Here is an 18,600-nt window from a genome sequence, read left to right on the forward strand (position 1 = left end):
ATTTTAGGAAGAGAACATGACTCCGTCCGAGCCGCTCAAGCTCATCGACCACGTCCAGGCGATCAACTGGAACCGCATCCAGGACGACAAGGACCTCGAGGTGTGGAACCGCCTCGTGAACAACTTCTGGCTGCCCGAGAAGGTGCCGCTGTCCAACGACATCCAGTCGTGGGCGACGCTCACCCCCGAGGAGCAGACCACCACGATGCGGGTGTTCACCGGGCTCACGCTCCTCGACACGATCCAGGGCACCGTGGGTGCGGTCTCGCTCATCCCCGACGCGATCACCCCGCACGAGGAGGCCGTGTACACGAACATCGCCTTCATGGAGTCGGTGCACGCGAAGAGCTATTCATCGATCTTCTCGACGCTCTGCTCGACGCCGGAGATCGACGACGCGTTCCGCTGGTCGGTGGAGAACCCGAACCTGCAGAAGAAGGCCCACATCGTCATGGACTACTACCGTGGCGACGAGCCTCTGAAGCGCAAGGTCGCCTCGACGCTGCTCGAGTCGTTCCTGTTCTACTCGGGCTTCTACCTGCCGCTGTACTGGTCGAGCAAGGCGAAGCTCACGAACACGGCCGACATCATCCGCCTCATCATCCGCGACGAGGCCGTGCACGGCTACTACATCGGCTACAAGTTCCAGAAGGGGCTCGAGAAGCTCACGCAGCCCGAGCGCGACGAGTTGAAGGACTACACCTTCTCGCTGCTGTACGAGCTCTACGACAACGAGGTGCAGTACACGCAGGACCTCTACGACGGCATCGGCCTGACCGAGGACGTGAAGAAGTTCCTGCACTACAACGCCAACAAGGCGCTCATGAACCTCGGCTACGAGGCGATGTTCCCCTCGCAGGTGACGAACGTGAACCCGGCGATCCTGTCGGCGCTCTCGCCGAACGCGGACGAGAACCACGACTTCTTCTCGGGGTCGGGCTCGTCGTACGTCATCGGCAAGGCCGTCGCGACCGAGGACGACGACTGGGACTTCTAGAAATCTCAGGTCAGAGCGAGTTGCGCTGACACCCGACGGCCCCCGGTCGAACGCTCACCGCGAGCGGTCCACCGGGGGCCGTCGTCGTGTCCGCGGTCTCGCGGAACGCGGTGAGCGCGACGCCGCGGGCGAGGACGCGGGCGTACGCGTCCAGGATGCTGCGGAGGACGCCGAGCTCGAGGGCCATTCCGCCGGGATGGCCGCTGTGGAGGCGCTCCACGAGCCGGTACTGCTCGGGATCGATGAGCCGTAGCGCGGCCCACTCGTCCGCCCGCCGTTCCTGTTTGGCCGTGACGTGGGGGGATGAGGAGGGGACGTCTCCGTACGCGCAGTGCGCGAGCTCGTGCGCCAGCACGGAACGGTGCCGACGCGCGGTCATCCCCGGCCGCAGTCGGATGAGCCGCCGGGCGTGCTGATAGTCGCCGTCGCGTCCGGGCAGGAACACCTCCTCGATCGTCACGCCCGCCTGAGCCGCCAGCTCGGCGAGGCGACGATCGATCGGGGTCATGGCTGGTCTTCTTCAGGCTCCGGGTCGGTGGGGCGAGCGACGGTGTCGAGTCCATCCTGCGCCGGGGGTGTGACATGGCGTCGGGGATCGAGGCGGACGATCTCGGCGTCGGTGACGAGGTCACGTTCGATGCGTGCGACGAACTGCTCGGGGGAGTAGCCGATGAAGTCGGCGAACTTCTCGACGTCGTTGAGTGTGAAGGAGTGCGCGTCCGCGAGTCGTTCGCGGACGTACTTCTCCGACTTCTCGATCGCCGCGGCGATCTTGCGTCCGGACAATCGCCGGTCGCCGGCCTCGCGACGGAACTCCCGGGACACGGCTCGTGCGAACTCTCCGGGAGCCGGCTCTGCTTGTCTACCCACGACACGTAACGTATCCGCTTCGCCGCATCACGTCAAACATGGACGCGTGTGAGTTTATTATGACTGTGAAGCGTCTGTATAGCCGTTGACAGGAATCTCTATTTAGACGCATAATGGCGGTATGAGCCAGGAGCCGACGATCCCGCGATCGACGTCCACGTTGGCTGAACACGTTGCCGCGAACATCCGAGCCGAACTCGCGGTGCGACGTCTCACGAGCAAGGACCTCGCTCGTGTCCTTCATATCGGCCCGAGGGCGGCGTCGCGCCGGCTGTCCGGCGATCTGGACTTCTCCCTCAACGAGACGGACGCGGTCGCGCGGTGGCTCGGCGTCTCGCGTGCCGAGCTCATGCGGGAGCGGGCGGTGGATCTCCGCCGCGAGGTCGACCCGGTCGACGAGAGCTCCGAGACGATCGGGGTCCGATGGTGAGCGACAGGGCCACTCTCGGCCCCCTCTAGACACCCGTCGGGGGCGGCTGACCCCAGCAGCGAGACGACCCCCAACGTCGAGCCCCCGACGGGTCCCTTCCGCCCACCCCTCCGCGCGCATCGGGTCGCGCTGGGGGCGGTGGGTGGGATCGGAGTCATCCGCGCCGCCCTCCTTCAGTTATGTTGAAGGAGTGCTCAGACATCCCCTCACCCTTTTCCGCTCCCTCGCGTTCGCCGAAGCCGTATCGTGGACGCTGCTCATCGCCGCTCTCATCGCCCGCGCGGCGACGGGCTGGGCGCCCGCCGTGACGATCGCCGGCGGGATCCACGGCTTCGTCTTCCTCTCCTACGGCGCGACCGTCGTGCTGGTCGCGCTCAACAACCGCTGGCGCGCCCTCCCGACCGTCCTGGCCCTCGTCTCGGCGATCGTGCCGTACGCGACCGTCCCGGCGGAGATCTGGCTCCACCGCCGCGGGCTGCTCGACGGGACGTGGCGCACCGAGCCTGCGGCGCCCGGGGCGGCGACCGGCGACGCGCGCTGGTACGACCGCCCGCTCGCGTGGTTCCTGCGTCGCCCGTGGGTGCTCGTCCTCGCGATCCTCGTCGCCGTGGCGGGCTTGTTCGTCGTGCTGCTGCTCAGCGGCCCTCCCGGCGGGTCGCACTGATCGAGGACCGGCCCGCCCGCGACCCGGACGACCCGGACGCCCGGGCTCGGGCTGCGTCGGCGCAATCACGGGGTGCCGGACCGCGCAGTGCCGTGCCGCCTCGCTAACATTGGCGCATGAGTCAGGACGCCCCTCGTTTCAGCCCCGTCATCGCGTTGCTCGCGGTGTCGGCGATGTGGGAGGGGCAGCTGTCGGCCATCCTGAAGGACCTCGGGATCACGACGCGCAAGTTCGGTCTGCTCGGTCACATCTACGCGGAGCCGGGGATCTCGTTCTCCGAGCTGGCGCGCCGCTCCCACATCACGGTCCAGTCGGCGCACACCGCCGTCCGCGCGCTCGTCGACGAGGGCCTCGTCGAGGACGCGACGGCGCACGCCGGGGCGGCGAGCGACCTGAACGTCACGGCGAAGGGCAGCCGCGTGCTACAGGATGCGCGCGAGCGGCTCTTCGAACTCGACAGCGCCCTGTCACAGCGTCTTCCCCACGTCGCCGCCTCGCTGGACGGCATCCGCGCCGGCATCGTCTGATCCGTCGTCACCGCGGCGGACGGCCCCGCTCGGGGCGTAGGAGGGTCAGCGGCGGATGGAGACGGTCACCGTGAAGCGCGGATCGCGCGCCACCTGCCGGGTCGGTCCCACCAGGCGCTCGAGGACCGGGCGGTAGGCGAGCGGCGAGTTCCACACGCACCAGAGCTCGCCGCCGGGGCGCAGCACGCGCCCGGCGTCGGCGAACAGGTGCGGCGCGATCCGGTCCGTCACGGCGGCGCCCGAGTGGAACGGCGGGTTCAGCGTGATGAACGAGGCGGCGGCGCCGGGGCGAGCCGACAGGGCGTCGTCCCGGACGATCCGCATCCGGTCGGCCACGCCGTTCGCGGCGGCGGTCGCCTGCGCGGAGGCGACCGCGACCGCGGACTGGTCGGAGGACCAGACGTGGGCCGACGGATGGCGCCGGGCGAGCCACGCGCCGATGAGTCCCGTGCCGCACGCGAGGTCGAGCAGCGGGTCGTCCGCCGTACCCGCCGTCGAGGACGCCGGCGGGGGGAGGTGTTCCAGGAGCAGGCGCGTCCCCGGGTCGAGTCGCGCCCCGCCGAACGCGCCGCCGAAGGCCCGCACCTCCAGCTCGATCGGTCCGGCGGCGTGCACGGTGGCCGCGTCGGGCCGGGGATCGCGTCCGTCCCGAGCGCCGCGGGCGACGAGCACGCGCGACTTCTGCCGCGCGTGCGTGACGTCGACCCGCGCGAAGGACGCGCCGAGGACGTCGTTCATCGCGACGCTCATGTGCTTGAGGCGACCGCCCGCGTAGAAGACGACCGAGGGGTCGGCGTGCGCCGCGATGAGGCCCGCGATGTCGCGCAGCGCGTCGAGCGAGCGCGGCAGCCGCAGCAGCACGATCCGCGCTCCGCGCACGAGGTCGGCGTCGAGGGTCGGCCGGGTCTCGACGCGCCGCGACAGCCCGGGAGCCTCGCGGTCGAGCCGCGTCGCGTTCTGCGCGAGCGCGCGTTCGCCGGTGAGGGCGTCCTGGTGGACGCGGATCGCTCCGCCGCCGGTCGCCTCCCACGCCGCCCCGAGCGCGAGCGCGCCGTACGCGTCACCGATGACGACGAGGTCCTCGGGGCGAGCGGCGAGTCGCGCGTCCCGCGACTCGTCGAGGATGAGCCGGTCGGCGGCGTCGACGGCCACGAGCCCCGGCCCATCGACGTCGGGGGCCCGACGGAGGGTCTCGAACGGGAAGCTCACCTGCGGCCCGGAACGTCGAGCGGCGCCTCGGCGTAGCGCAGATGCGCATCCGCGGCGACGCACTCGTCGCCGATCCGGATGCCGGGCGCCAGCCGTCCGTCGGCCCGGAGGCTGCGGAGGGAGTCCACCGCGCGACGGCGCAGCTCCCACGGGTCGATCGTGTTGACGTAGATCTTCGTCCCGCCTTCGAAGCCTGCCGGTGTGGAGATCCGCCACTTCAGCACCACCCGCCAGGGCATCGGCCACGGTGCGCCGGGCGGGCGGTAGTGCCATTCCTCGTTGGTCGGCACGAGCGGACCCGTGGCGGCGTGCAGGGCGTGGACGAGGTCGGACACGGCACGCACCCCGGCCGCATCGTGCTCCTGCGGCAGGTTGGCCTCGGAGGTGGAGTAGACCTCGAACGCCGGCCAGCGGTGCCCGATCCCCGCGAAGGCGACGGCGCCGTCGGTCGCCGCGACGAGGAGACGCTCGGAGACGGCGAGGTCGGCGATCTCGTGCTGGTACAGCCCGCGGTCGTGGGAGAGCAGGCGCAGCTCGTGGTCGACCTGGGGCCCGTGCTCGTCGACGGCGACGAGCTGCTTGTGCAGGTGCTCGAAGGATGCCCCGGCGGGGCGCAGCCAGTTCTGGAACACGGCGACGTACGCGGCATGGGGCTGTGCGGCCTGGATCTCGGCCAGGGCCTGGACCGTGAAAGCCGTGTACGCGGCGTGCTCGTCGGGCGTCAGTGTGCCCGACGATGCGAGCTCGTCGTCGGTGCGGGCCCCGTCGACGACGTGCCGGCGCGACACGATGACGTCGTGCGACCCGCCGAGCAGATCGAGGGCCGCCTCCTCGAGGGAGACCTCCGTCCCCGTCGCCGCGGCGCGGATCTCGGCGAGCGCGGAGATGTGGGTGCGCCCCTCGGAGGTGGAGAGGTACTCCTGGGCCCATTCGACGACGGACGAGGGCTGGCGGAATCCGTGGTTCTCGCGCCAGTACTCGGCCGACACGATCTCGAACAGGTTCCCGAACCGGCGAAACTCCGCGACGGAGTGCGACAGCTCGGCCGCAGGCACGTGGCGACGCTCGACGTAGTCGGGTCCGACCAGTCGCGCCTTCTCGGGGGTCGTCTCGAGATAGCGGTCGGAGCAGAACGCGCACAGCCGCGCGGACTCTCCGGGGTGCAGCGGACGCGGGTCCTCCCGCGGCGCCTCGAGAGGGCGGCCGGCCCGCCCCGGGACGGTCCAGACGCGGGTCCCGGTGAGCGGACCGATCTGCTTGACGGTGCCGTCGGGCATCCGTCGGATCGGGGATCTCGCACCATCGCTCACGGGTCCAGCCTATCCGGCGGGGCGCGGAACGGTCCGCGGGGGGATGCCCCGGGGATGGGGGCGACCCTCAGCGCGCGGCGAGCGCGTAGAGGTGCTCGGGACGGCCGGTCGTGCCGTACCGGAGCCGCACGCCGATCTGCCCGCGCGCGGCGAGGGCGGACAGGTGCCGCTGAGCCGTCGCGCGGGAGATGCCCGCGCGGTCGGCGACCTCGCTCGAGGACGCCTCGCCGTCGCCGAGCGCGGTGAGGATGAGCTGCTCGGTGGCGGACCGCGACACCGACGTCGTCGCGCCGCCGAGCACGGCGGCGGCGCGATCGAGGTCGTCCTGGCGCAGGTCGCGGTCGCCGCCGAGGAGATTGCGGTAGCGCACGTAGCGGTCCAGCCGCTCGGTGAGCTCGCGCTTCTCGAACGGCTTGATGAGATACCCGAGCGCCCCCGCCCGCAGCGCGCGGCGCACGGTGGCGGCATCGGTCGCCGCGGAGAGGACGAAGGCGTCGATGTCGAGACCGCGGACGAAGGCGATGCCGTCCCCGTCGGGGAGGTAGGCGTCGACGAGCATCAGGTCGGGCTCGTGGGCGCGCACGGCGGCGGCCGCCTCGCCGAGGGTCCGCGCGGGGTCGAGGGCGTGCAGCGACGGATGCTCGGCGACGATGTCGCGGTGCAGTCCGCTCACGCGGAAGTCGTCGTCGACGACGAGGACGCGCAGAGGTCGGGTCATCGGATCTCCTGATCGGGTTCGGGGTCGAGGTCGGAAGCGGGTCCGGCGGACGAGTCGACGGCGGGTGACTCGGGCTCGGCGCCGAGGACGCCCTCGAGCCGCGCACCGAACACCGCGCCCGAGCCCTGGCCGCCGCGGTCGATGACCCACAGGTCCCCGCCCCGGCGACGGGCGAGCTCCCGTGAGAGCCGCAGCCCGATGCCCCAGCCGTGCGGGCGGTCGGGGTCGTCCGCCGTGGCCGGCGCGGCGAACGGGTCGAGGACCTCGATGCCGCGCCCCGAGTCGGCGACCGTGAGGACGAGCGCCGCGTCGTCGCCGTAGCAGCCGACGACGACCTCGCGCGGCTCGGCGCCGCGCACGGCGGCGGAGACGGCGTTGTCGACGAGGTTGCCGAGCACGGCCGCGACGTCCTCGGTGTCGACGACGGGGCGCCACAGCATGCTGTCGGATGCCACGGCGAGCGCGACCCCGCGCTCGCCCGCCTCGATGCCCTTCGCGCCGACGATCGCCTGCAGGACGGCGTCGGTGATGAGGTCCAGGTGCGGCACCGGCGCATCCACCGGTCCGCGGGCCAGCTGGTCGGCGAGGAACGCGCGCACCTCGTCGGTGCGGCCGGCGTCGAGCAGGCCCGCGGCGACGTGCAGGCGGTTGCCGAACTCGTGCCGCTGGACGCGCAGGGCGCCCGTCATCGCACGGACCGACTCGAGCCGCTCCGTCAGGGCGACGAGCGCCGTGCGGTCCCGCACGATGAGCACGTCGCCGATCGGTCTGCCGTCGCGGCGCACCGGGCGCGAGTCCACGAAGACGACGCGGCCGTCGACGACGACCCCGTCGCGTGCGGTGCCGTTGCGGACGGCATCGACGACGAGGGGCGGGAGCCCGAGGCCGTCCAGCGGACGCCCGATCGGGTCGCCGATGCCGAGGAGCTCCGCGGCCGTGCCGTTGCACACCCGGACGACGCCGTCCGGGTCGACCGCCACCACGCCGTCGCCGACCCCGTCCAGCACGGCGGACTGGTTCTGCAGCAGCGCGACGAGCTCCTCCGGCTGCAGTCCGAGCGTGAGCCGTTCCCACCGGCGGCGCAGCAGGAACGAGGCGAGGGCGCCGATCGCGAGCGCCACGGCGGCGATGCCGATGATGGCGAGCACGAGCCGCGGCAGGTCGTCGAAGACGCTGGCCGGCTCGAATCCGACGCTCACCTCGCCCACGGCCGGGGCGTCGTCGCGATCCGCCGACGAGTGGCTCGGCGGGTAGATCGGGACCTTCGCACGCGCCGACACCCCGAGGGTGCCGCGCTCCCACGTGACGACCTCGTTGCCCGCGAGCACATCGCGGTAGTCGGTGCTCACCTGCAGACCGAGCAGGTCGTCGTCGGGGTGGGCGAGTCGGATGCCGCGATCGTCGGTGATCACGACGAACAGGGTCCCGGTACGCGCCCCGATCTGCTGCGCGTACGCCTGCAGGGGGCCGTCGCGCAGATCGGCGGGTCGGGGCGGGGCGGGGTCGGCGGACGAGGCGGCCACCTCCGCGCGCACCTCCGGGTCGGCTGCGATCGTCCGCGCGATGTTCAGCGCGGCGCCCTCCGCCTCCTCGCGCAGCTGCTGCACCCCGAGGAGCAGGAAGACCACCGAGCTGACGGCGACCACGGCGACCACCGTCGCGAGCTGGAGCAGGAGCACCCGGGTGGCGAACCGCATGGCATCCCTCCGTCGATGAGCACAATGAGCGCAACCAACCGTACGCGCAGAACGCGACGGAATGCGAGATACCGCGCGCGCCGGCGATGCGCGCTCTAGATTCGCCCGCAGCGCTCCTCACCGCGGAGGAGCCCCCGCCGGTACGAGCCGGAGGGGAACGGACGAAGGAGTCGACGGATGTCCCCCACGATCGCGCTGCTGGCAGCGGCCGCCGAAGACGGCTACGACGTCGCCTTCACCCCCTCGGACGGCGTGCTCGTCATCCTCGGGTTCACGATGGTGCTCACCTTCATGGCGCTGATCATGACGCGTCGGCTGACGCCCATGGTCGCCCTGATCCTCGTGCCGACGGTGTTCGGCCTGTTCGCCGGAGCCGGGTTCGGCCTCGGCGACATGATCATCGACGCGATCGGCAAGATGGCCCCCACCGCGGCGCTGCTGATGTTCGCGATCATGTACTTCGGCATCATGATCGACGTCGGCCTGTTCGATCCGCTCATCCGCGTCATCACCCGCGTGCTCGGCGACGACCCCGCGAAGGTGGTCCTCGGCACCGCGATCCTCGCGGGGGCGGTGTCCCTCGACGGCGACGGATCGACGACGTTCATCATCACGACCTCGGCCATGCTGCCCATCTACCTGCGCCTCGGCATGAGCCCCGTCGTCCTCACGTGCGTCGCGGGCCTCATGAACGGCACGCTGAACATCGTCCCGTGGGGCGGCCCGACGGTGCGCGCGGCGACCGCGCTCAGCCTCCAGCCGACGGACATCTTCGTGCCGATGCTGCCCTCCCTCGCCGCCGGGCTCGTCATCTCGCTGACCTTCGCGTGGTTCCTCGGCCTCGGCGAGCGCCGACGGCTGGCCGGCTCGATCGACACCTCACGGCTCACCGCGAGCGGGGAGGGCCCGCTCGCGGGACCGCGGCTGTTCCGCGGCGCCGAGACGAAGCCCGGAGCGGCCGCCTCGCTGCGCACCGGCAACCTCGTGACGGTGCGGGGCGGGCGCGACGCCGTCGCCGCCGCGCAGCTGGTCGACGCCGCAGACACCGCGATGGCCGACACGATGCTCGACCCCGGCCGGGCGACGCTGCGCCCCCGCCTGATCTGGGTGAACCTCGTGCTGACGGTCGCGGTCATGGTGCTGCTCGTGCTCGATCTGTTCCCTCTCGCGTACGTCTTCATGGTCGGTGCGGCGCTCGCCCTCGTGATCAACTTCCCCAAGCTGAAGTCGCAGGCCGACGAGATCGTCGCCCACGCGCCCTCCATCGTGGGGGTGGTCTCGATGGTGCTCGCCGCGGGAGTGCTGGTGGGCGTGCTGGGCGGCACCGGGATGGTGACGGCGATGGCGTCGTGGATCACGACGGTCATCCCCGACGCGATGGGCCCGTACCTCGCGGTGATCACCGGCATCCTGTCGATCCCGTTCACGTTCTTCATGTCGAACGACGCGTTCTACTTCGGCATCCTGCCCGTGCTCGCCGAGAGCGCCGCGCACTTCGGCATCGAGCCCGTCGAGATGGCGCGGGCATCGATCACCGGTCAGCCCGTCCACCTGCAGAGCCCGCTCGTCCCGGCGATCCTGCTGCTCGTCTCGCTCGCGAACGTCAACCTGGGGGACCACCACAAGAAGGTGCTCTGGCGCGCGACGATCGTCTCGCTCGCGATGCTCGCCGTGGGCGTGCTGATCGGAGTCGTGCCCTTCGCGGCCTGAGAGCGGGCGGAGCGTCGCGATCACGCGCGAGGGGGTGGATGCCCGGGCATCCACCCCCTCGTCGGTGTCGCGGAGCGCTCAGGCGGCGTCGCCCGCGTGCAGGCGCACGCGCACGATGTTCGTCGTCTCGTCGATGTCGGCGACGGTGGGGTGCGCCTTGACGAAGTCGGAGAAGGAGCGGTGCCCCAGGCCCTTCTCGCTGAAGGACGGATCCATCCGCTTCAGGAGGTTCTTCACCGCCGACAGGTGCACCCACTCCTCGTCGGTGCGCTCCTGCTCGAGGCGCAGCGCCCGGCTCAGCAGCTCCGCGGTCGGGTCCTCGACCTTCTTGCGCCGGCGCGACGAGGTGGTCGACGCCGCGCCCGGCTCCGCCTTCTTCTGCGACGCCGGAGCCGGCGGGATGACGCCCGGCAGCGAGTCGTAGGCGTCGAACTGGTCGCAGGCCGCCGCGAGCGACTTCGCGGTCGACCCGGCGACGCCGACCCCGACGACGAAGCGTCCCAGCCGCTTGCACCGCTGAGCCAACGGGACGTAGTCGCTGTCGCCCGCGACGATCACCACGTGGGTCAGGTCGGGCAGGCGGAACATGTCCTCCACCGTGTCGACGGCGAGGCGGATGTCCGCGCCGTTCTTCGCGTACGCCGCGGCGGGGAACAGCTGCACGAGGTCCACCGCGCGGGCCACGAGCTGGGAGCGGTAGAGCGCGTTGACCGGCGAGGACCAGTCCGCGTACGCGCGCGTGAGGACGAGCGTGCCGAAGGACGCCGCGTAGTCGATGATCGCGCCGACGTCGATCGTGGCCTCTTTGAGGCGACGCGCGATCTCGGGCTCGTCGGGGTCGGCGATGATCTTCTGCCGGTCGCCCGCGTACGCGTTGCGTCCGTGGACGCGGTCGTACCAGCTCATCACGATGTTGTCGAAGTCGAGGTAGACCGCCACCCGCGCGCTCTGCAGATCGGGCATGTCAGCGCTCCGCCGGGTAGATCACGCCGACCTGGGCGCGGATCTCGTCGAGGGCGCGCATGATCGCGACCGAGTCGGCGAAGGGCAGCAGCTCGCTGTCGGTGCGCCCGTCCCGGATCAGCTGCTCCGCGTACAGCGCCTGGTACTGCATCCCCCGACCCGTGATCTCGGAGACGTACTCCTCGCGGACCGTGCCGTCGGCGCCCGTGAGGCGGAAGGACGTGGGCGTGTACCAGACCGCGTCGATGTCGATCCGGCCCTCGGTGCCGACGATGTGGGCGATGTTGGGGCCGGAGGCGCGGGAGCTCGTCATGAGGGACGAGACGGCTCCGCCGCTGTGCGCGAGGGCGATCGCGACCTCGGTGTCGGCGCCCGTCGATCCCAGGCGCCCGACCGCCCGGACGGTGTCGATCGGGCCGAGGATGTCCACGGCGAACGAGACCGGGTAGATGCCCAGGTCCAGAAGCGCGCCGCCGCCGAGCGCGAGCGCGTTCAGCCGGTGGTCGGGATCGGTCGGCAGCGACTGATTGTGGTCGGCGACCACCGCGCGGACCTCGCCCAGCGCCCCCTCCGCGATCAGCTCGCGGATGCGGGCCATGTGCGGCAGGTACCGGGTCCACATGGCCTCCATGGCGAGCAGGCCGCGCGCGGCGGCGGCGTCGCGGATCGCCTCCGCCTCCTCCGCGTCGAGGGTGACGGCCTTCTCGATGAGGACGTGCCGCCCCGCCTCCAGCGCGAGCACCGCGTGGGCGCGGTGGTGGCTGTGCGGCGAGGCGATGTAGACGATGTCGACGTCGGGGTCGGCGACGAGCTCCTCGTACGATCCGTGCGCGTGCGGGATGTCGTACTCCGCGGCGAACTCCCGGGCGGACTCGAGGGTCCGCGAACCGACGGCGGCGATCTCGAGACCGGCGGTGCGCAGGTCGTGGGCGAAGGCGTGGGCGATGCCGCCCGTGGCGAGGATGCCCCAGCGAACCGGGGATGCGGAGGTCGCGGTCATGCCTCGAGCCTACGGCCGTCCCCGGCTTCTCCGGCGCGGTGTGCGGCCGCGTCGTGGTGCAGCCGACGCGCGTAGGCTGTCGAGGTGACCCCCGACGACGACGGTGCCCTCGACCGCCTGCGCGAGCTGCTCCGCATCCCCACGGTCTCGCACGTCGATGAGGCGCTCGTCGACGTGGCGGCGTTCGACGCGTTCCACGAGACGCTCGAGAGGCTATATCCGCGGACGCACGAGGCGCTGGAGCGCGAGACCGTCGCCGGCCATTCGCTCCTCTACCGCTGGGCGGGGGCGCAGAGCGCCGCGCCGCTCGTGCTGATGGCGCACATGGACGTCGTCCCCGTCGTCGCCGACGAGTGGGATCACCCGCCGTTCGAGGCGCGGATCGTCGGCGAGGGCGCCGACGCAGCCGTGCACGCCCGCGGCGCCATCGACGACAAGGGAGCCCTCGTGGCGATCATGGAGGCGGTCGAGCGCCTTCTGGGAGAGGGATTCACCCCGGCGCGGGACGTGTACCTCGCCTTCGGACACAACGAGGAGACGGCCGGCGGGGGCGCGCGCTCGATCGCCGAGCTCCTCGCCGCGCGCGGCGTCCGTCCCGCCCTGGTGCTGGACGAGGGCGGCGCCGTCGTCGAGGGGGCGGTGCCGGGGGTTGCCGCACCGACCGCGATGGTCGGTGTCGCCGAGCGCGGCGTGATGACGGTGCAGCTCATCGCCCGGGAGGGCGGCGGTCACGCCTCGACGCCTCCGCGCACTCCCGCGACCGTGCGTCTCGCCCGCGCCGTCGAACGTCTGCACCGGCGGCCTTTCCCCCCGCGCCTCACGCCCGCCGTACGCGCCCTGTTCGCGACGATGGCGCCCCACGCGCGCCGCCCCCTGCGCGACGTGTTCGCCCACCTCGCGGTGACCGGTCCGCTCCTGGCGGCGATGCTGCCCCGCTTCGGCGCCGAGACGAACGCGATGGTGCGCACGACCGCCGTCGTCACGGAGCTCACCGGCGCCCCCGGTGAGAACGTCCTGGCGACGACCGCGACCGCGGCGGTGAACATCCGCCTGCTGACCGGCGACACGGTCGACGGCGCCGTCGCGCACGTGCGCCGGGCGGTCGCCGACCCCGACATCGAGGTCGTGCTCCGGCAGGGATCCGAGCCGTCACCGGTCTCGCCGTGGCGCGGCGAGGCGTGGCGGCGGATCGCCGGGGCCGTGGGCGCGAGCCTGGGCGAGGACATCGTGACCGCACCGTACCTGCAGCTCGGAGCGAGCGACAGCCGGTGGTTCACGGACGTGAGCGCACACGTCTACCGGTTCGCGCCGTTCCGGCTGACCCGCGCCGAGCGCGACGCCCTGCACTCGCACAACGAGCGCATCCGGGTCTCGGTGTGGCTGCGGGGGATCGGGTTCTACGCCGCGCTCGTGCGCGCGAGCTGAGCTCTTACGCGCCGGCTGAGGTCAAGGAGCAGCTGAGGTCAGGGGACGAGGACGACTTTGCCGTCGGCCCCGGCCTCGACCGCGCGGTGGGCCTCGGCGGCCTCGGCGAGGGGGTAGGTCGCGCCGAGCTCGACCGAGAAGGCGCCGGTGGCGAGGAGGGCGAGGGCGACCGGGATCGCCTCGGCGCGCCAGGTCAGTTCCTGGGCCGTGAGGGGATGGGGGCTGCCGCCGCTGAAGGCGCGGATGCCGAGCCCCGCCGCATCCGCCCCGCGCACGAGGGTCGCGATGCGACTGCGGTCGGGCAGCAGATCGATCGACTGCTGCAGCGCCTCGTCGGTTCCGGCGAGATCGATCACGACGCTCACCCCGTCCGGGGCGAGCTCGTGTACGCGATCGACGACGCCGGGGCCGTACGGCAGCGGCTCGCCGCCGAGGGCCCGCACGCGCTCCGCCCGCCGCTCGCTCGTCGTCGCGAGCACCCGGGCGCCGGCCAGTACGGCGAACTGGATGACGGACTGGCCGACCGACCCCGACCCCGCGTGGACGAGGACGGTGTCGCGGGGGCCGACCGCGAGGGAACGGACGGTCTGGTACGCGGTGCCGACCGGGATGCCGAGGGCCGCGCCCTCCGCCGCGCTCACCCGCTGCGGCCTCGGGGAGAGGTGCTCGGGGGTGGTCACGATGTCGCTCGCGTACACGCCCGATGCGCCGAACACGACGACGGCGTCGCCGACGCGGAAGCCGTCCACCTCCGCGCCGACCGCGGTGACGATGCCAGCGCCGTCCGCGCCCAGACGGCGCGGCGACGTGATCGGGGGAGAGGGGCGCAGACCCGACCGGAGCTTGTGGTCGAGCGGATTGACGCCGGCGGCCTCGATCCGGATGGCGACCTCGCCCGGGCCGACGGCCGGGACGTCGATCTCGGTGACGGTCAGGACCTCGGGTCCGCCGAGCTCGGTGTAGGTGATCGCGGTGCTCATGGTGAGTGCAACGGTACCCGGTGGGCCGTATTCCGCGGGCGCAGGGGCCCTGCCGCGCGCCCGGGCCGGCGTCGGCCCCGCACGTACTCCGCAGATCTTCACCTACTCCGCACCCATCGGGGCGGATCGTGCGGAGTACGCGCCATGATGCGGAGTTCGTGCGGGCGGGCGGCGCGGGCGGCGCGTGTGAGCGGGCGGGTCAGGCGGACAGAGCCTTCGTGATGCGGGGGAGGGAGACGGGCTCGGCGGTGCCGAGCGACTGCGCGAACAGGCTCACCCGGAACTCCTCGAGCAGCCACCGCGCGTGCACGAGGGACGGCGGCGACGTCGCCGGCAGGGGGAGCGCCCCGCCCGCGTCGGCGTAGAGTGCGGCGGCGCGCTCGAACTCCGTCATCCGCTGCCGGTCGCGGCCGGGATTGTCCGTCAGCGTGCGCACGCGATCGAGGGCGCCCTGCAGGTAGCGCGGCAGGTGCCGGAGGCGCTCGAGCCCCGTGCGCGAGACGAAGCCCGGGAAGACGAGACCCGCCAGCTGCCCCTTCACGTCGCCGAGCGCCGCGAGGAGGGTCAGCGCGTTCTGCCCCTTCACGGCGCGTTCGACGTCGCGGTGCAGCGTCAGGATGCGGGCCGTGAGCGAGACCGCCTGGAACAGCTCGTCCACGATCACGGCGGACAGGGCGTCGCGCACCGCGGCGAACTGCTCGGGGGTGCGCACGCCGCCCGGCGCCGTGCGCTGCATCACGGCGTCGGCGACGGCGAGACGGGCATCCTCGATCAGCGCCTTCGCGGAGGGGTACGGGGACGCGGCGAGCGACAGCTTCTCCGCGGCGGTCAGGTGATCGAGGACGTAGGCCGAGGGCGAGGCGACGGCGAGCAGAAGGAGTCGCCGCACCCCCGCCCGCGTGAGGTCGGCGGCGCGATCCGGGGTCGACTCGATCCGCAGCGCGACGCTGTCCTTCTCGTCGACGAGCGCGGGGTACCCGCGGACGACGCCGCCCGCGACCCGGGTGTCGACGACCTCCGGCAGCACGCCCACGTCCCACCCGGTGATGCCCGACCTCTCGGTCACGGCGACGGATGCGGCCGCGACGTCGTCGGGCGTGCGCGCGGCAGCCACCGCGGCGGGGCGGGCGAGCGTCCGCGCCACCTGCTCGCGGGCGCGACCGGCCAGCCGACGCTGGAGGTCGCCGAGGTCGCGGGAGGTTCCCGCCGTGCGGCCGCGCTGGTCGACGGCGCGGAACGTCACGAGCAGGTGCGGAGGGACACGGCCGAGGTCGAAGTCGTCGGTGCGCACCGGCTGGTTGGCCACGCGCTGGATGCGGGCGGCCAGGGCATCGCGCAGGGTCTGCGGCGGGAGGCCGGAATGGTCCTCGGGCCCGGCACCGGCGAGCTCGGCGCCGAGGGTGGCCGCCCAGTCGGCGGCGGGCACGACGTGTCTCCGGATCGCCTTGGGGAGCGCCTTCAGGAGCGCCGTGATCAGCTCGGCCCGGAGCCCGGGCACCTGCCAGTCGAAGCCGTCGGGACGCAGCGACGCGAGCAGCGGGAGCGGCACGACGACGCTGACGCCGTCCTCGGGGCTCCCCGGCTCGAACCGGTACGCGAGGGAGAGCACCTGGTCGCCCTGGGTCCAGCGCCCCGGGAAGTCCCGCTCGTCCGACCGGGACGATGCATCGAGGAGGTCGGCCTCGGTCATGTCGAGAAGGCGCGGCGCACGCACGGATGCCTCGCGCCACCACTGCTCGAACGAGCGGACGTCCACCACCTCGGCGGGGACGCGGGCGTCGTAGAACCCGAACACCGCCTCGTCGCCCACGAGGATGTCGCGACGTCGCTCGCGCTCCTCCACCTTCTCCAGACGTCGCCGCAGCTCGAGGTTCCGCCGTTCGAACGCGGTCAGCCTCTTGTCGAGGTGGGCGACGTTCCACTCGCCCTCCACGAGCGCATGGCGCAGGAACAGTTCGCGCGCCAGCGGCTGGTCGATGCGGGCGAGCTGCACCCGCCGACGGGGCACGATCTCGACCCCGAACAGCGTGACCTTCTCGGCCGCGACGGCGGCTCCGGCATCCTTCGACCAGTGCGGGTCGCTGAGGCTGCGGTGCGCGAGGTCGCCCGCGGGCTCCTCCGCCCACGCCGGATCGATGACGGCGACCGTCCGGGCGAATAGGCGCGAGGTCTCGACGAGCTCGGCGGCCATGACGGCGTCCGGAGACGCCTTGCGCAGCGCGGAGCCGGGGAAGATCGCGAAGCTCGCCCCGCGGGCACCGCGGTACTGCGCGAGCGGCGCGCGTCCCTTGGGTGCCGCCGCCTGCGCGGCACGTGCGCGCGTGTCGAGCACGCCGATGTGGGAGAGCAGCCCCGCCAGGATCGCCCGGTGCACGAGGGCGGGATCGGCCGCGCCGTCGCCCGCGGGGGGACGCGCCCGGTCGCCCTTCGCCGCCGTCAGCTGGCGCAGTTGGCGGTGCACGTCGAACCACTCGCGCGTGCGCACGTAGTTCAGGTGCTCGGCACGGCACAGCCGCCGGAACGCGCTCGATCCGAGCTCCCGCTGCTGCTCGCGCAGGTGGTTCCAGAGGTTCAGCAGCGTCAGGAAGTCGCTCGTCGGATCGGCGAACCGGGCGTGCAGGCGGTCGGCGCGCTCGCGCGCAGCGGCGTCCTCGGCGGAGGGGCGCTCGCGCACGTCCTGGATCGACAGGCCCGCGACGATCGCGAGCACCGGCTCCGTGACGCCCAGGCGGCGTGCCTCGACGATCATCCGTGCGAAGCGGGGATCGATCGGAAGCCGGGCGATCTCGCGACCCAGGCCGGTGAGGCGGCGCTCGCGCCCCACGGCGCGCAGCTCGGTGAGCAGGTCGAAGGCCGCCTTCACGCCGCGGCTGTCGGGCGGCGTGAGGAACGGGAACTCCTCGATGTCGCCGAACCCGAGGGACAGCATCTGCAGGATGACCGACGCGAGCGAGGTGCGCAGGATCTCGGGCTCGGTGTACTCGGGGCGCCCGAGGAAGTCCTCCTCGGAGTAGAGCCGGATCGCGATGCCGGTCGAGGTGCGTCCCGCTCGACCCGAGCGCTGCTGCGCCGACGCCTGCGAGATCGGCTCGATGGGCAGCTGCTGGATCTTCGTGCGCGCGCTGTAGCGGGAGATCCGCGCGGTGCCGGCGTCGACGACGTAGCGGATGCCGGGAACCGTGAGGCTCGTCTCGGCGACGTTGGTCGCGAGGATCACCCGGCGGCGCAGCCCCGCCACGGCGGACGGCTCGAACACGCGGTGCTGCTCGGCGGCGGAGAGCCGGCCGTAGAGGGGGAGGACCTCGGTGGGGCGTGCATCCTTCGCGTAGGCGCCGCGGATGGCATCCATCGCGTCGCGGATCTCCGCCTCGCCCGGCAGGAAGACGAGGACGTCGCCGTCGGCTTCGCGGTCGAGCTCGCGCAGGGCCGCGACCAGGGCGTCGACGTCGTCCTCGCCCGCCGGCTCGTCCGCATCGGTCGAGCCGCGGTACCGGATCTCGACGGGATAGGTGCGCCCGGACACCTCGACGATCGGGGCGGGATCGCCCGAGGAGTCCGCGAAGTGCCGAGCGAAGCTCTCCGGGTCGATCGTCGCCGACGTGATGATGACTTTGAGGTCGGGACGCTCCGGAAGGATGCGGGCGAGGTAGCCGAGGAGGAAGTCGATGTTGAGCGAGCGCTCGTGCGCCTCGTCGACGATGATCGTGTCGTAACGGCGCAGCAGCCGGTCGCGGTGGATCTCGTTCAGCAGGATGCCGTCGGTGACCAGCGCCACCCGGGTGTCGGCGGACACCTGATCGGTGAAGCGCACCTTGTAGCCGACGGCGCCGCCGAGCGGGACCTGCAGCTCGTGCGCGATCCGCTCGGCGATCGTCCGGGCGGCGATGCGGCGCGGCTGGGTGTGCGCGATCGAGGTGCGGCCGAGCTCGAGGCAGATCTTCGGCAGCTGGGTCGTCTTCCCCGAGCCGGTCGCGCCGGCCACGATCACGACCTGATGGCCGGAGATCGCGCGCGCGATCTCGTCACGCGCGGCGCTGACGGGCAGCTCGGGCGGATAGGAGATCACGGGGACGACGGCGGGCATAGCCCTCTATCGTATG

16 protein-coding genes are annotated in these 18,600 nt (G+C 72.4%); 6 read left to right on the top strand and 10 right to left on the bottom strand.

Annotated features, from left to right (window positions below):
• The first annotated feature begins 16 nt into the window (after positions 1–16).
• Positions 17–997: a class 1b ribonucleoside-diphosphate reductase subunit beta gene (nrdF, locus tag WFI00_RS10465; RefSeq protein ID WP_336632249.1), complete on the top strand. Its 981-nt coding sequence runs from the start codon at positions 17–19 to the stop codon at positions 995–997.
• A gap of 10 nt (positions 998–1,007) precedes the next feature.
• Here nrdF and WFI00_RS10470 read toward each other — a convergent pair whose 3' ends face one another.
• Both WFI00_RS10470 and WFI00_RS10475 read right to left on the bottom strand, forming a co-directional pair.
• On the bottom strand, positions 1,008–1,505 hold the full coding sequence (locus WFI00_RS10470; protein WP_336642359.1) for an ImmA/IrrE family metallo-endopeptidase: 498 nt from the start codon (positions 1,503–1,505) through the stop codon (positions 1,008–1,010).
• Positions 1,502–1,867 carry a hypothetical protein gene (locus WFI00_RS10475; RefSeq protein ID WP_336632251.1) on the bottom strand — a complete coding sequence of 122 codons (366 nt, stop codon included), beginning with the start codon at positions 1,865–1,867 and terminating at the stop codon, positions 1,502–1,504. Before WFI00_RS10475 ends, WFI00_RS10470 begins: the two co-directional genes overlap by 4 nt.
• Before the next feature lie 121 nt (positions 1,868–1,988).
• On the opposite strand from WFI00_RS10475, the gene WFI00_RS10480 reads away from it, so the two are divergent.
• The 3 genes from WFI00_RS10480 to WFI00_RS10490 all read left to right on the top strand — a co-directional run bounded on the left by WFI00_RS10480 (position 1,989) and on the right by WFI00_RS10490 (position 3,488).
• Positions 1,989–2,297, top strand: a complete 309-nt coding sequence (locus WFI00_RS10480) for a helix-turn-helix domain-containing protein (protein WP_336632252.1) — start codon at positions 1,989–1,991, stop codon at positions 2,295–2,297.
• A 190-nt stretch (positions 2,298–2,487) separates the two neighbouring features.
• Positions 2,488–2,961, top strand: a complete 474-nt coding sequence (locus WFI00_RS10485) for a DUF3817 domain-containing protein (protein ID WP_336632253.1) — start codon at positions 2,488–2,490, stop codon at positions 2,959–2,961.
• A 116-nt stretch (positions 2,962–3,077) separates the two neighbouring features.
• Positions 3,078–3,488, top strand: coding sequence for a MarR family winged helix-turn-helix transcriptional regulator (locus tag WFI00_RS10490; RefSeq protein WP_336632254.1), 411 nt, complete (start codon positions 3,078–3,080; stop codon positions 3,486–3,488).
• A gap of 45 nt (positions 3,489–3,533) precedes the next feature.
• Here the strand turns inward: WFI00_RS10490 and WFI00_RS10495 are convergent, their stop codons facing one another.
• The 4 genes from WFI00_RS10495 to WFI00_RS10510 all read right to left on the bottom strand — a co-directional run bounded on the left by WFI00_RS10495 (position 3,534) and on the right by WFI00_RS10510 (position 8,422).
• On the bottom strand, positions 3,534–4,697 hold the full coding sequence (locus tag WFI00_RS10495) for a class I SAM-dependent methyltransferase (protein ID WP_336632255.1): 1,164 nt from the start codon (positions 4,695–4,697) through the stop codon (positions 3,534–3,536).
• Positions 4,694–6,007 (bottom strand): DUF4921 family protein, encoded by a 1,314-nt coding sequence (locus WFI00_RS10500; protein ID WP_336632256.1) that lies wholly within the window; start codon positions 6,005–6,007, stop codon positions 4,694–4,696. The genes WFI00_RS10495 and WFI00_RS10500 overlap by 4 nt, the downstream gene beginning before the upstream one ends.
• Before the next feature lie 67 nt (positions 6,008–6,074).
• On the bottom strand, positions 6,075–6,725 hold the full coding sequence (locus WFI00_RS10505; protein WP_336632257.1) for a response regulator: 651 nt from the start codon (positions 6,723–6,725) through the stop codon (positions 6,075–6,077).
• Positions 6,722–8,422, bottom strand: a complete 1,701-nt coding sequence (locus tag WFI00_RS10510; protein ID WP_336632258.1) for a sensor histidine kinase — start codon at positions 8,420–8,422, stop codon at positions 6,722–6,724. Before WFI00_RS10510 ends, WFI00_RS10505 begins: the two co-directional genes overlap by 4 nt.
• Positions 8,423–8,599: 177 nt before the next feature.
• Between WFI00_RS10510 and WFI00_RS10515 the strand changes: the two genes are divergently transcribed.
• A complete protein-coding gene (locus tag WFI00_RS10515) occupies positions 8,600–10,132 on the top strand; it encodes a CitMHS family transporter (RefSeq protein WP_336632259.1) in 1,533 nt (510 codons plus the stop codon).
• Between the two features lie 78 nt (positions 10,133–10,210).
• Here the strand turns inward: WFI00_RS10515 and WFI00_RS10520 are convergent, their stop codons facing one another.
• Positions 10,211–11,095: an NYN domain-containing protein gene (locus tag WFI00_RS10520; protein WP_336632260.1), complete on the bottom strand. Its 885-nt coding sequence runs from the start codon at positions 11,093–11,095 to the stop codon at positions 10,211–10,213.
• Position 11,096: 1 nt separating this feature from the next.
• Entirely contained in the window at positions 11,097–12,095 is a 999-nt protein-coding gene (locus tag WFI00_RS10525; RefSeq protein WP_336632261.1) for a Gfo/Idh/MocA family protein, read from the bottom strand.
• 84 nt (positions 12,096–12,179) lie between these two features.
• Here WFI00_RS10525 and WFI00_RS10530 point away from each other — a divergent pair, with 84 nt between their 5' ends.
• A complete protein-coding gene (locus WFI00_RS10530) occupies positions 12,180–13,520 on the top strand; it encodes a M20/M25/M40 family metallo-hydrolase (RefSeq protein WP_336632262.1) in 1,341 nt (446 codons plus the stop codon).
• 38 nt (positions 13,521–13,558) lie between these two features.
• Here WFI00_RS10530 and WFI00_RS10535 read toward each other — a convergent pair whose 3' ends face one another.
• Both WFI00_RS10535 and hrpA read right to left on the bottom strand, forming a co-directional pair.
• Complete coding sequence (locus WFI00_RS10535) at positions 13,559–14,500, bottom strand: quinone oxidoreductase family protein (protein WP_336632263.1); 942 nt, start codon at positions 14,498–14,500, stop codon at positions 13,559–13,561.
• A 199-nt stretch (positions 14,501–14,699) separates the two neighbouring features.
• Positions 14,700–18,584 (bottom strand): ATP-dependent RNA helicase HrpA, encoded by a 3,885-nt coding sequence (hrpA, locus tag WFI00_RS10540; protein WP_336632264.1) that lies wholly within the window; start codon positions 18,582–18,584, stop codon positions 14,700–14,702.
• Positions 18,585–18,600: the final 16 nt, after the last annotated feature.

The organism is Microbacterium sp. MMO-56 (genome assembly GCF_037146215.1).
GTDB lineage: Bacteria > Actinomycetota > Actinomycetes > Actinomycetales > Microbacteriaceae > Microbacterium.

Bases quoted from the DNA above. Each gene is read 5' to 3' on its own strand.
- nrdF (WP_336632249.1), top strand. From the start codon at position 17: ATGACTCCGTCCGAGCCGCTCAAGCTCATCGACCACGTCCAGGCGATC.
- WFI00_RS10470 (WP_336642359.1), bottom strand. From the start codon at position 1,505: ATGACCCCGATCGATCGTCGCCTCGCCGAGCTGGCGGCTCAGGCGGGC.
- WFI00_RS10480 (WP_336632252.1), top strand. From the start codon at position 1,989: ATGAGCCAGGAGCCGACGATCCCGCGATCGACGTCCACGTTGGCTGAA.
- WFI00_RS10490 (WP_336632254.1), top strand. From the start codon at position 3,078: ATGAGTCAGGACGCCCCTCGTTTCAGCCCCGTCATCGCGTTGCTCGCG.
- WFI00_RS10505 (WP_336632257.1), bottom strand. From the start codon at position 6,725: ATGACCCGACCTCTGCGCGTCCTCGTCGTCGACGACGACTTCCGCGTG.
- WFI00_RS10510 (WP_336632258.1), bottom strand. From the start codon at position 8,422: ATGCGGTTCGCCACCCGGGTGCTCCTGCTCCAGCTCGCGACGGTGGTC.
- WFI00_RS10515 (WP_336632259.1), top strand. From the start codon at position 8,600: ATGTCCCCCACGATCGCGCTGCTGGCAGCGGCCGCCGAAGACGGCTAC.
- WFI00_RS10520 (WP_336632260.1), bottom strand. From the start codon at position 11,095: ATGCCCGATCTGCAGAGCGCGCGGGTGGCGGTCTACCTCGACTTCGAC.
- WFI00_RS10525 (WP_336632261.1), bottom strand. From the start codon at position 12,095: ATGACCGCGACCTCCGCATCCCCGGTTCGCTGGGGCATCCTCGCCACG.
- WFI00_RS10535 (WP_336632263.1), bottom strand. From the start codon at position 14,500: ATGAGCACCGCGATCACCTACACCGAGCTCGGCGGACCCGAGGTCCTG.
- hrpA (WP_336632264.1), bottom strand. From the start codon at position 18,584: ATGCCCGCCGTCGTCCCCGTGATCTCCTATCCGCCCGAGCTGCCCGTC.